At 44.4% G+C, this 12722-nt stretch carries 14 protein-coding genes; 7 read left to right on the top strand and 7 right to left on the bottom strand.

What is annotated here, in order from left to right:
• The 3 genes from F566_RS0101580 to F566_RS0101570 form a co-directional block, all read right to left on the bottom strand.
• On the bottom strand, positions 1-225 hold a 225-nt coding region (locus F566_RS0101580), incomplete at its 3' end, for an IS5/IS1182 family transposase (protein ID WP_020405225.1).
• Between the two features lie 56 nt (positions 226-281).
• Positions 282-1490, bottom strand: a complete 1209-nt coding sequence (locus tag F566_RS0101575; RefSeq protein ID WP_020405224.1) for a DUF4365 domain-containing protein — start codon at positions 1488-1490, stop codon at positions 282-284.
• Positions 1491-1580: 90 nt separating this feature from the next.
• On the bottom strand, positions 1581-2129 hold the full coding sequence (locus F566_RS0101570; RefSeq protein WP_211210564.1) for a hypothetical protein: 549 nt from the start codon (positions 2127-2129) through the stop codon (positions 1581-1583).
• 1098 nt (positions 2130-3227) lie between these two features.
• Here F566_RS0101570 and F566_RS0101560 point away from each other — a divergent pair.
• The 3 genes from F566_RS0101560 (at position 3228) to F566_RS0101550 (ending at position 5796) form a co-directional block, all read left to right on the top strand.
• Entirely contained in the window at positions 3228-4589 is a 1362-nt protein-coding gene (locus F566_RS0101560; protein ID WP_157496560.1) for a putative adhesin, read from the top strand.
• Positions 4590-4596: 7 nt separating this feature from the next.
• Complete coding sequence (locus F566_RS38415) at positions 4597-5052, top strand: DUF7919 family protein (protein ID WP_020405220.1); 456 nt, start codon at positions 4597-4599, stop codon at positions 5050-5052.
• Between the two features lie 90 nt (positions 5053-5142).
• Positions 5143-5796, top strand: a complete 654-nt coding sequence (locus F566_RS0101550; RefSeq protein ID WP_020405219.1) for a GAD-like domain-containing protein — start codon at positions 5143-5145, stop codon at positions 5794-5796.
• 234 nt (positions 5797-6030) lie between these two features.
• Here the strand turns inward: F566_RS0101550 and F566_RS0101545 are convergent, their stop codons facing one another.
• From F566_RS0101545 to F566_RS0101530, 3 genes are all read right to left on the bottom strand, one after another.
• The gene (locus tag F566_RS0101545) at positions 6031-6414 is read right to left on the bottom strand and encodes a regulator of G-protein signaling domain-containing protein (protein WP_085942871.1); all 384 of its coding nucleotides are present in this window, start codon (positions 6412-6414) and stop codon (positions 6031-6033) included.
• 522 nt (positions 6415-6936) lie between these two features.
• Positions 6937-7728 (bottom strand): nuclease-related domain-containing protein, encoded by a 792-nt coding sequence (locus tag F566_RS0101535; protein WP_245555121.1) that lies wholly within the window; start codon positions 7726-7728, stop codon positions 6937-6939.
• Between the two features lie 33 nt (positions 7729-7761).
• A complete protein-coding gene (locus tag F566_RS0101530; protein WP_020405215.1) occupies positions 7762-8076 on the bottom strand; it encodes a hypothetical protein in 315 nt (104 codons plus the stop codon).
• Positions 8077-8607: 531 nt separating this feature from the next.
• Between F566_RS0101530 and F566_RS0101525 the strand changes: the two genes are divergently transcribed.
• From F566_RS0101525 to F566_RS0101515, 3 genes are all read left to right on the top strand, one after another.
• Positions 8608-9096 (top strand): Hcp family type VI secretion system effector, encoded by a 489-nt coding sequence (locus F566_RS0101525; RefSeq protein WP_020405214.1) that lies wholly within the window; start codon positions 8608-8610, stop codon positions 9094-9096.
• Between the two features lie 92 nt (positions 9097-9188).
• On the top strand, positions 9189-10583 hold the full coding sequence (locus tag F566_RS0101520) for a hypothetical protein (protein WP_020405213.1): 1395 nt from the start codon (positions 9189-9191) through the stop codon (positions 10581-10583).
• A complete protein-coding gene (locus F566_RS0101515; RefSeq protein WP_020405212.1) occupies positions 10583-11368 on the top strand; it encodes a hypothetical protein in 786 nt (261 codons plus the stop codon). Before F566_RS0101520 ends, F566_RS0101515 begins: the two co-directional genes overlap by 1 nt.
• A 186-nt stretch (positions 11369-11554) precedes the next feature.
• Here the strand turns inward: F566_RS0101515 and F566_RS0101505 are convergent, their stop codons facing one another.
• Positions 11555-12100 (bottom strand): hypothetical protein, encoded by a 546-nt coding sequence (locus tag F566_RS0101505; RefSeq protein WP_020405210.1) that lies wholly within the window; start codon positions 12098-12100, stop codon positions 11555-11557.
• A 400-nt stretch (positions 12101-12500) separates the two neighbouring features.
• On the opposite strand from F566_RS0101505, the gene F566_RS0101500 reads away from it, so the two are divergent.
• The coding region (locus F566_RS0101500; RefSeq protein ID WP_026179677.1) for a transposase at positions 12501-12722 on the top strand (222 nt) is incomplete at its 3' end.

The following is a 12722-nucleotide window of genomic DNA, read 5'->3' as shown; positions in this document are numbered from 1 at the left end:
GGCAGGATCGCTGAGGTTATAAAATAGCTGCATGCAGTGGACACGAAGCATGGTGGATAACGGATACGGAGGGCGGCCGTTCTCGCCCTTGGGGTAATAGCGGGCGATCTTCTTTTCCATGCGTTTCCATGGGATCAGCTTATCCATTCGCTCCAGAAAGATTTCCCGGCGGGTCTTACGCTTCTTATTCTGGTATTCAGCTTCGGAGAAAGTCATCTGATCCATGGATAGTATTCCTGATGAGTGAAGTTGGCCGTATTATGACTGATTTGGGGAGTTATTCAGAGCCTCCCTAGCTCTCTGTAGAAGTATTCTTGATGGTAGTATTTAGACTCATATCTCCTTGCTATCAGCATGCACCTTGCTGCTTGGCGAAATCTACCGGTACTCCTAAAAAAATTTCCCAAGTTGTATTGCGAAATACCATACAAGTTAGGCGATTTTTCTCTATATCTTTCAATATTTTTCTTTAGAAACGCTTCTATAGCTTCCTGCTTTTCTTCATCTGATGTGCTTCGGATAAAAAGTAGCGTGGCATTAGTGATCATTTCTAGAAAGTTGTTATCAGCCTCATCACAAAAATCGCTGACTATTTCGAGCGATTCCTTGAAGTATTGTGATTTCAATAGACTGGGCAAAAGGTCCTCGAAAATTTCCTGCTTAGATTTCAATCTATGCTGTAAATCATGGGAAAAAACTATTCTGGCTGCCAAGTCACTGTATCCTAATTGTGAGAGAGATAAGGAGAGTGCCAGAGAAATGTCCTGTAGCAGATCTTCAGCTAACGTAGAGGCTTCCATTAAATCAACGCTATGGAATGTACAACCGGCAATATCTAAAAAGCCTACTTTCATAGTGCTTTCATCGATAAATACTTCAGCAGACAGAGAACTATCATTTGATACCAATCGCACGACTTTATTGAACTTATTTATTTCTGACCTAATTCTAGAGATGAGTACGCTCGAAGCAACTCCACAAATAGACTTACTTTTTAGAGAGACTTTTATATCGATTGGAAGCTTAATAAAACCTAATTTAATCGCTCTTAGTTTTGTTAAGTATTTATTTAAGTCTCCCAACTTTTTTTCATCGAGAATATCGGTCTCAGAAAATATTACCCTCATTGTCTTGGCATCATCTTTCGCATAAAAAGTATCGATTTCGCCAGCCCACTTAACGTAAAAGGTATCTTCATGCTCAGAATACCTAGCAATCAACACAGGTATTTCAAGTTTCTTATAATATTTGATAGTTTCTAGGCTTAGATCGAACCCTCTTATAGTTCTAGTCTGCTCGGAGCTAGTAGCTTTTAGTTGGACCCAGAATACTAAACCTGTAGCTTTTCCTTCCGCATTAAAGATTTCAACTTCACCATCAATCCCATAATCTTTATCTTTATCTCGAAAAACCCATTTTTGAGGTATAGATAGAGCAAACTTATATCGGGATAGATCCTCTATCTGATGCTGTTTTATTCTATTTGTCATATTACTTCAATAGTTATTTTGATTGCCTAATGCCCGCAGCATGGGGCAAGCCGCGAAGCCCAGTCCGAAGGGCGAACATGCCTGCGCTTGCTATGATTTTGACGTGAATAGCACATCAATAAATGCTCCGTATTTCTCGTCAATTTCTTTTAAGTATTCTTCCCCGCCATGAGAATGCGGGGGATAAATTCCAGTTTGCTCTTGCCAGCGAGTAACAAGAGCAGCAAATATTTCATTTATTTTATGGGCTTGACGCCACAAGTTGACTGTAAATTTTTTTGCAACATTTCTACCTTCTTCCGTATGTAGGTCCCACCCAGGTATTTGATCATGACTATGTATGAAATCATTTCTATTCTTGAGGTAACCTGCAAGTAGATTTTCGAGTGGTGGCGCTAAAATAGCTCTTTCTTTAACTTTATTGATGAAATAACCAAGAGCTTTCTTTCGCTCCTTTGCCTCGATTGAGTTTAGTTTCTCTATGGTCAGTGGGTCATCATCTTGCAATACGTAGGTAGTAACAAAACTAATGCTTTTTTCTACAGACTGAATGTAGGTAAGTGCGAACCCGATAAGAGAGTATATGTCTTCGCTATTTGTTGATGCCATATTAAACCCCAACCTTCGTATATCACTCATGGGAATTTCCAATTTCAACACTTCGAAGATAGCTCCTCCAGCCCACTGATTCCAGGTTGAAATCCTGGAATTTCGCTCTACATCATCCACGATAAACCGTGCATGCGCAGTTATTCCTTCTTAGGAGCTCGTTATCACAATAGTGATAGTTACCGTCTTATTGCCTTTTCATGGCTATATCATCGTAAAATCGAGCCACTTGGTTTAGCCATGCATACAAATTCTCTAACGTGTGCGAGATTCACTGTGTTTATAGCTAGGCAAACATGGAAGAAAAAACTATCACATCCGCTTCAGCTAGATCCGCAGCGACAACTTGATTCCAAAGCATTCAATAATTGAAATCGAGATCTTTTCAGGAGCCGTCTCCCTTGGGATTGAAAGCCTAACCTCTATTTCAAAATCTCGGCATTTACTCAAATCGCGCAGGCGTGGGGAGGAGTGAATTTTTACCCTTCCCCGCCAAAGGAGACACTCCGACACTTTTATCCTAGGACATCTGGCCGATTTTCAAGACTCTCTATCTCGTTTACCATCTGCGCCTATTTTGGACAACCTCCCAATGCTAAGGATTGGTCCTCCCAAAATTCGTATTGAATCACTTTGTAATACGCAGTCTTCGACATAGCTGTCGGTGCAGGCTGTGCCACTGTATGTAGAATATAAGGAAGTAAGCTGTCATATGGGACCGCAGGAGTTATTTCTCGCTCACGGAGATCTAAAGGGCTACCGAATCGGTGCCACCAATTACATCTTCGCGCCTTATCATTTCAAACCCTCCTATGGTTTATTCTCAAACGAGAAGGCTTTTCTGGTGATCTCTTTTGGGCAAGCTCGGAGCTGGACTTTATTACTGGCCAGTTAGACCGTTTTGCCATTAACAGCCTCTTTCATCTTGCGGGTGAGATCCCTCCAAACAACCTATTTGATATCGGGCTACAAAGTGCGCTGAACCAACTTATTCTTTCTGGCAAGATCAAAGTCTTTGAAGTCGATGACAAGCTTGCAGAGCGGATGAGGGTCTTCGACGATCCGGTGTTCTACAACTATTCAAACCAAGCGACGACTGGCACTCCACAGTCAAGGGTGCGGGATGACTTGGCTGATGAGTTTGCTAAAGATATTTTTGGTAGGTGGGTTGGTAAGGACAAGGTTGACCGCCTTCATTGGAACAGATCCTTTATCAATCGTGAGCTGGTCGAAGCCTACGATGTAGGGGCTGAAGCTTTAGATACAATTGCAGATCTGATTGTGGGTCTTTGGGACATCATTAAGTTCACAGTCAAAGTAGTCGGAGAAGGCATTGAGTTAGTCTTTGATGTCTCTGTTGCTGTGGCGCAGTTCCAGCAGAAGCTTCTGTCTGGAGATATCGATGGCGTTAAGAAAGACCTTCAGGCGTTAGGCATTGAAGTGGCTGATAGCCTGGATAGTGCGGAAAAGCTGATTGCGAAAGCGAAGGAAGGCTACCTGATTTTTCAGCAACTAGTTAATGATCGAGCCACAGAGCGACTGATCATGGACTACCTGGAGAGTCTTTGGGAAACAATCCCATACAGAGACTCGCGTACCATTGGAGTTCGCATTGTTGCTGAAGTTGGTGTTGAGGTGCTTCTGGCACTCGCAACAGGCGGTGCTGGCAATATTGCTCGCAGGGCAGCACATGCCGGGGCCAAAGGTGCGAAAATGGTTAAGGCAACTCGCATTGGTCCCTTCTCAGTTGCGGCAATCGATCTTATGGTAGATCTGGCCAGGGAATTACGAGCTGCGCAAAAGGTTCGAAGAAGCTACAACAAGAAGTGGCTTAACGGTGAAGTTGGGATAGAGAGTTTGCCTCCTCAGCCTCGGCATGTTGAACCGCCACTCTCGTCGAGAACGAAAAGCAGCGAACAAACATCGTTAATAGGCGATGACAGCTCGGTACCAACTACTAAAGACGCCTCAGATGGACTACGAACAAACAACGGATCCTATTGGGCTGAGTCCGATTTTGGCCCAATAATTAAAACGCCTGAGCCTGACCCACTGGATATCGATCATTTGGAGTCTGGACATTCATTCGCAAATACGGTGACTGAAGGTGGCACTGGCCGTGCGTTAGCCGGGCATGGCACCTTCTTCACACCTGATGGAAATATTATTGTTCCTGAAGGCACTTCAATTACATTACCGAAGCCTGGAATCTCCATACTGGACAAGACGGGTAGGTATATAGAGAATGGCGATTGGGTAGGTTTAGGTAATGCGGCTAGGAATAATGAGCGGGTAGCCCGTGATATCGAAGGAATGGCAACGTGGTTGCCAGGAGCAGAGATTCCAAATTACACGCTTTCCAAACCTACGGATTTGAATATCTATTCCCGTTCAACATCTACAGCGAAAGCAACCAACTTAGATAAAATTTTGTCGCCCGATATGGGATGTGTTGATTGGGCTGCATGTACGGCATTTTTTGAGTACTGAGAAAAGTATGTTTTTTAAGGATTTATCATATTACGAATATCATCTGTCCTCACCTGTAAAGCAGATCCTGAATGTTGGCTGGTTGGATAAAGATCATGGGTTTGAAACGGGTGAGCTGGGGTCTGAATTTCATAGTAAGCTTTCGTCGATAATTGTTGGAAATTCTCGGTTTGATGCCAGCTTTAATCGGATACGGGGCATACACCCTTGCAGTCTTTGTGGTGAAAGGGACATTACTGTATCAAACACTGAGCGGCAGAAGACTCTTGGTATGAGTGAAATTCTTGTACCGGATATTAATGGCAATAGTTATTTCGCTTCACCATCGATGATTTATCACTACGTGGTTACTCATCGATACCTGCCTCCAAAGTCGTTCATAGAAGCCGTCATGAATGTTGATCTTTCCATGAAATTCTTGGCAGAGGATATTTTCGACAATCTGTTGGGCGCAAGGACTTAACCAATATCTCAGTGTTTAGTCGAGGCTCACTATTACAACGTGAGTGGACGATGGTTCGCGCCTAGTTGACTCAGTGGAAGGCTATTTACATTGGATGAAGATTTTGAGTGGTTCTTAGAACAGTTTGGTACACCTGATAAATATAAGGAAGTTAGCCAGGAAGTCATACTGGGATACCGTAATGTACTACCTGACCAATTGCTTGCCTACTGGGGGGAGTTTGGTTTTTGTTCCTTTAGAGGCAGACTGTTTTCTACGGTTGATCCTAACGAATACAGACAAACGATGAATACTTGGCTCACAAGTGCTCAGATACCAGAAGTCGATAAGTATCATGTTATTGCGAGGTCTGGTTTTGGAGACTTGTTCATTTGGCATGAAACAAAGGGCGATATATACGTTATAGAACCAAGAGACTCTGAGATATTCCAGAAGAAAGGTAATCTCAGCTCCAGAGGAATGGACGATGCCATTCGGGGCTTTTTTGCGACAAAAGACCCCGAGACAATTGATCTGAATGATGTAGATACTGATAGGCCGATCTTTGAAGATGCCGTGAAAAAGTTCGGACCACTCGCCCCAGATGAAATGTTCACTTTCGAGCCAGCTTTGTTTCTAGGCGGAGAACAGACCCTCAAAACTGTTAACAAAGTGAATATCCATATCCAGCTTGAGCTTCTTGGTAAAATGGGGACTCCCCAAATCATGGATATTAACGGACTGGCCAAAAAGGCATTTTCATAGATAATCTCGCCTCCAGCCCAGCGTTATAGGTCTGGACTAAACTAGTTCAGTCCCACCCGTTTGCGGCTTTTATCACCATTTTCTGGTATTACGCTTGCTCTACGTTAAAGCCCTAAAGGCAAGTGTTATTTTCGCCATCAACTATCAAACGAACATCTGAGGTTGATGGCGGCTTTTTAATTACACAATGGATTCTTTACAACAATAAACCCCGCGGTAGCTGAGCTTCAAGAATTAATCTAGAACAATGTAAAGGTACTCTTGCCCTTTGTCCGGTATAGGATCAAATCCCTGCTCTTCTGCTATTTCATTCGCAAGCTCAAGCAAAGAGAATCTTTTTTCTTGTTCAACTGGAAGCAGCAAACACACTTTTCCGCTATTTTCGAATTTGTAGTCATCCGTAGCTCTCTCAATATCCACTGCCCAAACTTTCTTAGCACCGGCAGTTAGAAGTTCAGCCGCGAAGGCTTCAGACTCTTCTGTCCCTTCTAACTCTCCCAAGGAGCGTTCTATTCCATCAGATTTTTTAATCCAGTCGAAAAGATCTTCGCTATCATTTTCCGATAGCAGTTTCTTACAAAACTCATCATTTCCAACTGGATCAAAATTGCCATTCACTTTCTGACAACCTCCTAAAAGTAAAAGTATCGATAGCGACATAGCTAGGAAGCTTTTGGATATCATTTACACACCCTAAAACCTGCCAAGGAAAATCGAGCGGCCAACAATTTCGCATGCATAACCCCCGTAGGCTGTTCCTCCAGCAATAGCAACACCAATTCCAGTTACGTGAAGTGGTCAGGTTGAGATTGTCTGCTGCGGACAGATTGGCATGGCCACCGGACAACAGTTTGAGCGCGCCCAGGGCTTCCAGTTTTTTGATGCCTGCCACCGTTTCCGAGCTGTGCTCTTGCACGTCCACCAGGGTGTTTTGGTATCTTTTCCTGGTTATCCTGGGCGTTCACTTGTCTGCTGCTGGATACGGCGGTAATAGCGCCGTGGGTTTCTCTGATCCAATGCCCCTCTTGGCTGTCACTTTCTGCCGGGTGGTTTCACTTTGCTGCCACACCATTCTCCAAATTCCTTTTGTATAAATTCTCCTCAATAACCGGCGCCACAGGTGCCAAGTTTATTGATTTGTTAGGTGGCATTTTGAACCACCCTACACTTGGGATATGCTGAGCATCCCCAGAACTGTTTACCGACGTTCGCACCCCGTTTAGCCTTGCGCAAGGTCATGTTACTGCCACATTTCGGACACTTCCTTTCAGCCAACGGGTTAGAGCGAGTATTAAGCTGCCGGACGTGCTGACGATGCGTTTCTCGCGTGGGCTCAAGACGGCCAGACTCAATTTGATTCATAGCACGCTGAACTTCGGCCTCACTTAGAATCGGAGCTGAAAAAGACTTGATATATGTAATGAAACCAGTACCGATGGTAACATTCGGCGGCATCGGTGATTTGAATGTGCTTTCTCCAGTAAAAACGACTACTGAATGAAGCACTCCGGACGGTACATCTAGTGCCGCCTCCAATGCTTTTACGTGCTTGTAATTTTGACGAAGTGGGTTCTGAAATTTGAAGGACTTCTTGTAAATTTTCTGTGTCCACTGAGGCTGATTTTCACCACCGAATATCCAGCCTTTCATGTTCTTTGTTTCCACTACAAAGATACCAAACCTGGAAACAAATATGTGGTCAATCTGCGTCGTGCCGTCTAGAGTCTGCAGTGTTACATTGTGAATCCTATGGTAGGTATCTACTGGCAACCGAAGCCGCGCTGCAAATTTAACAAAGATCTCTCCGAGAAGCCCCTTCAACCAGGGCGATTTTAAAATAGAGATGAAGAGTAGGATGGGAATGACCCACCATAGCTTGAAGACTTGATTAAATACTGGGGAATAATCCATTTCTGATTTTGCACCTGACACTAACCGTCCACGATGAGGGCGGCTATGTTAAATTTAGAATGGTTCGCAGTGGCGGCAGATGGAGTCATAAAAGCTAATGACTTTTTCAATTTTATTACCAATCTCAATCTCATCAAGAGTATCTATGGTAGCTTTAACTCGCCCTTCATCTCGTTGAGCTTCTACTGAAGTCATGTCATCCATGAATTGTTGAAATTCCTGCCGCATTTCTTCTGGCAAGTCATTCTCCGGTGTAATCTGAATCAAGCTAAACACAACGGAATTCAGCAATCGTTCCGCCTGCTCGCCTTGACCACACAAGGAATGAATAGCACTATGCAGCTTTTCCCATCCATAACTAATGCTCATTTTCTTCTCCTTTTAAACGTTTAAATCCATCTGGCTGGCCTTGTTACGAGCCATATGTTTCGGCCCACAAATCATCTCCATTTAGCCAACTCTCAAGCCACTCAGTTAATGATTTTTTGTGCTGAGTAAATTGCTGCTCCATAGGCCCCCCGTTTTCTCTTATGTTTGGATCGAACCAAATTACCGGGTTCCCCTCTTTAGTTGTGTCAAAGCAAGAATAAATAGCACAACCCCAATGACAAAAAGGCACCAAACCTTTAGGCCATTTCTAACAATTAGGGTCAGATCCGACTCTCAGTCGACCTAGCTACCACGCTCCTCCAATAACAATATAGCAGCCAAACCAATGATTGCTTAGAAAACGAGCAGCACTCTGAATAAACCAAATTCCCATCCTATCCCAAATGCCCTAAACGAACGATGTAGCCCATAATCCCGATTGAATGATACACAGCGGCCTCCTATCGTTGCCCTCCTAATGAGAATCTATCGCCTTCATTGGAGGGCATTACGGGATACAAGGAGAATCCCGTGGCAATTTACATGAACTACAACCAACTTAACGTGAAAGGCAATGTGACCGCTGAAGGCTATAAAGACTGGATTCGTCTGGATAGTTTCAACTTTGGCGTTGGCCGTCACATCACCATGGAAGCGGGCCATATGTCCAACCGGGAAGCGACCCGCCCAGCTCTGTCCACAGTGAATATCAGCAAGATCATGGATACCGCTTCTTCCGGTCTGTTCAAGGAATCACTGACTGGGGATGCAGGCGTGAAAGTCGTGATTGATGTGGTACGTACCGCTGCTGACAAAATCGAGAAGTACGTCAGCTATGAACTGGAAGATGTGATCCTCAGCAGTTACAGCGTCTCCGCAGGCAATGAATCTGCCCCTTCCGAAACTCTGTCCCTGAGCTACTCCAAACTCACCATGAGCTATACCGCCGCGGATCGTGCCAATAAAGGCGCATCTCCAGAGCGTGTGGGTTACGACCTGGAAACAGGCAAGAAGTTGTAAGCGTTATCTATCTGGCAACACGCCATCTACCGGGCCAAGTGCCCGGCACTCTCTTTTAGGTATGCAGTATAAGTAAGGAGAACTTCTGCACCATGAATGCACCTGCAAATGTCAGCACCCGAATCAGTCAGCCTGATCTCGTCAACCATGGCTTCAAACGCGCTATGGGCAACGCCGCTTCCGGCTATATCCTCCTGTCAGATGGTCCCGCCTCAGAAAGCGGACGTAAAATCTACGTTGAAGGTGGCGAAGTCGCCCGCCTGTTAGCCAGCCTGATTCTCTCTCGCGGTAACCACAAGAAGACCCTGGTCATGTCATGGCTGTCCAGGCTGCGTTCCAATGCCGGAGGCTTTCAGGCGTTCTCTAACAAACGCAACGGCTTTGAGCATATGGAAGTGGTTGAGGATATGCGGATCTGCTATGTCATTCTACAAGCGGGTAACGATCGCGGACTTGGTCCAGGGGTGTACATCACGGATATTGAGCTGGCAGAGCATGCAGAAGGGCATGGCCCAGGCCTGTATAAGGTTCTATGTAATAATAACAAATGGAAAGTGGAAGAAGGTCCAGACAATAGCATATTCACACATCACGCAGCGATAAACGGGCTAACAGAAGATATTGAAGATGCGGCCCAAAAAATCATGCCTGGGATTATTTCTGCAGCATATAAAGACGATGCCTCTTTACTGAAAAGCGAGGGTTACACTCTCGTCTATAATCCTCCTCCGCTATATAGGCGAGGTAGCGAATGGTCCACACCAGAACAAAAGAATACCTCAGCGGATTTCACTGCCACCCAGCTAGCCAAAGCTTTGTATGATACCCAAATGCAGAACCGAGAAGTAAAATGGACAGTGCATGGGGACGGTGCAATCTTGTTGCTGAAAGCACTGGAAAAGCTTCCTAGGCAGAGCCCCCTAAATAAACACACCTTGTTTTTTGCAGCCCCAGCACCGGTCATGGCACAGCTATTTGACCGGGCTAAGCAACACCAAATGAACCTTGCGAAAGACGTGATGAAGTACCAAGGGGATGACTGGCGCAATGTCATGGCAAGAACCTGGCAGCAGCGACAAGCGGCTAATCAATTAAAGACCTGGGGTGGAGATTATGTAAAAATCTCCGATAGACTGATCCAAGATTCAAGACAAAATGTTAAAACTGCAGCCAAGAACTTATTAGTCTCTAAAGGGGCGGGATGCAGCCTAGGGAGTATGGCATTGGCTATCGCTGGGGGTGCGCCCGCAATTACTGTGATAGGAGCTGCTATTGGTAGCGCAGCTTTTTCCGTGTGGATGGGGGCTGACGCTTTCCGAAATATCATGGCAGCCTATTCCCGCGATACAGCAATTAATCCACACCTAAATCCAATGATGGACAGCAACGACTTTAACGTTCAGGCCAGAGCCAGACTTAATAGCAAAGTTAAATCATTCTTTGGCCTTGTTAATGACATGGATACTAATACCAGAGGAAGTTTTTAATGCGCTGGTTGCGCCGCTTTAACGCCACAAAGATGAATCCCATGGGGCCAGATATTGCTATGGCTCCAATGGAAGCATTCAATCTTTCCGGAACAAAATTAAGCTTTCGCTGTCCTCTTCATGAGGTTATGTCCGACAAAAAGGTAGCGCCACAAGTCTTGAATATCTATCAGGAGGAGTTATTCGAACCCTGGAACCAAAACGAAGACAAAGGCATGTCAGTAAACCTCCTTTACACGGGCTGGAAGTTTTGGGACAAGCCCTTCGGAGAGGGTGCAATTGGCTATATTGCTCTTGATATAACATTGATTAGGCGTCACCCACACTACCGCAAAATCGACAGCCTCTTAAAAAGTGCAGACATGCTGCAATGGTTATTAAGTTATAGCGATGACATTTGGGGGGGGATGAATAGAAGCTTGTGGAAGAACAGGGAAAATAAAACAACTCCTATCACTCCTGAATCACATTTCTGGCGTTACCCCCAGTCCACCAACCAAATCATGCTAGAGACAGTTAACGGTATCAAACGGTACAAATATGTTGCAGATAAGCCTAACGGCCCTAAAGAACGATTATGGCATATCCCCATTTCGGATGATCACGATTTGGAATTCTACTTCCGGCCCGGCGCGTTAAATCGTAACTATTACAAACAAGATCATGACTTAGACAGCGCTGTAGAAAAAACAGTTCAAGAGTTTATGTCTCATGTGCATGTCAGGCTGTCACCGGAAGAGCAAAAACGTTACGAGGAAGTAATAGCCGAAGAAAAGTCTTCATAGTGATAATCATTAGTGAAGGAACTTGTTAATGCACTGGATGCACCGTCTTAAAGCGCCCAAAATGAACCCTCTAGGACCTGATATTGCTAACGCTCCCTGGATAGCATACAACCTGTCGGAGACGGAACTACGGTTTCGCTGTCCACCTCATGAGATGCCAGACATCAATATAACGATGGAAAGGAATTAACTCTCATCGCTTCCTTGGACCTCAACTGATCGCTTCGTCCCCCTTCCATTAAAATATCTATCTCGAATAGCCATGTAAGTGATGATCGTTGCCGTAAGAACAAAAACTCCAACACCACCCAGTGTTAATATCCCAATCAGCGAATCCAGATTAGCAGAGTCATAGCGACTCTGGGGCATGAAGTAGAGAATAGAACCCCATAGATGGGCTAAGGCAAGCAGCCCAATTAACAAGCTGATCTTCAAAAGAAGCGGAATGCTTTTCAGTGTCCGAGATCTATATAAAAATACCAGGAACATAATCGCTATAAGACCGATACCTGTAGCAAAGAAAAACATAGGCGTTAAAACATCATTATAAACTTGGTTGAATTGACCCCAATTCCTGAAAATTTGATCGATTTGAGGCATTTCCATACCTCTAAGATGTCTTATGTAAAAAGCTAAACCGGTCATATACATCAGGGTTGCAGGCACCAAGAACACCAAGCCTTGAAGTACTATAAAAATATGAACCAAACACTCCAAAAACTTTTTTTTCATACTTAATAGCCTTCAAAAATTTTCATGACGCATATATAAAATAACGTTTGACGTTTTTAAAGCCTCAGGGCTGCTCATAGAATTACCTCTTATAGACTTTCTGCACTTTACTTAATACTCAAATACACAGGCTTAGCCACCAAATAAATATTGATAATGATTACCCAAAACAATGAGGAAAAATGTCTAAAGCCAGCTTTATTTATCGACTTATCGACCAATCCATTAGGTATGTAGCGAATAAATTCACCCCTATAAACGCCAGACAAAAGTATACGAGAGACCAGACAAGCTTATTCAAATACGCTGTCTTTTTAAACAACCAAATAACACCTTGACGTGGCCTAATAGAACAGACCAACCCAGTTAAGGATAATACCCCTAACTGGAGATGAAGAAATTGACCACACGAAAGAAGTACTCAAAAGAATTTAAATTGGATGCCATCAGCCTGGTTCTGGATCAAGGCTACAGTCAAACCGATGCTGCTCGAAGCCTTGGGATTACCCCCAATATGCTGGGCCGCTGGATAAGGGAACATCGCAGAGATGACGGCCAGGCTTTTCGAGGCAATGGGAAGCTAACTCCCGAGCAGGAGGAGATCAGAAGGCTCAAGGCCCAG

Origin of the sequence: Hahella ganghwensis DSM 17046, from assembly GCF_000376785.1 — a bacterium.
Taxonomy (GTDB): domain Bacteria; phylum Pseudomonadota; class Gammaproteobacteria; order Pseudomonadales; family Oleiphilaceae; genus Hahella; species Hahella ganghwensis.
This window is presented reverse-complemented; position numbering and strand designations above follow the sequence as displayed.

What these genes read in the sequence shown, in the direction of transcription:
- F566_RS0101515 (WP_020405212.1), top strand. Translation starts at nt 10,583, where the DNA reads ATGCGCTGGTTGCGCCGCTTTAACGCCACAAAGATGAATCCCATGGGG.
- F566_RS0101520 (WP_020405213.1), top strand. Translation starts at nt 9,189, where the DNA reads ATGAATGCACCTGCAAATGTCAGCACCCGAATCAGTCAGCCTGATCTC.
- F566_RS0101530 (WP_020405215.1), bottom strand. Translation starts at nt 8,076, where the DNA reads ATGAGCATTAGTTATGGATGGGAAAAGCTGCATAGTGCTATTCATTCC.
- F566_RS0101575 (WP_020405224.1), bottom strand. Translation starts at nt 1,490, where the DNA reads ATGACAAATAGAATAAAACAGCATCAGATAGAGGATCTATCCCGATAT.
- F566_RS0101505 (WP_020405210.1), bottom strand. Translation starts at nt 12,100, where the DNA reads ATGAAAAAAAAGTTTTTGGAGTGTTTGGTTCATATTTTTATAGTACTT.
- F566_RS0101570 (WP_211210564.1), bottom strand. Translation starts at nt 2,129, where the DNA reads ATGAGTGATATACGAAGGTTGGGGTTTAATATGGCATCAACAAATAGC.
- F566_RS38415 (WP_020405220.1), top strand. Translation starts at nt 4,597, where the DNA reads ATGTTTTTTAAGGATTTATCATATTACGAATATCATCTGTCCTCACCT.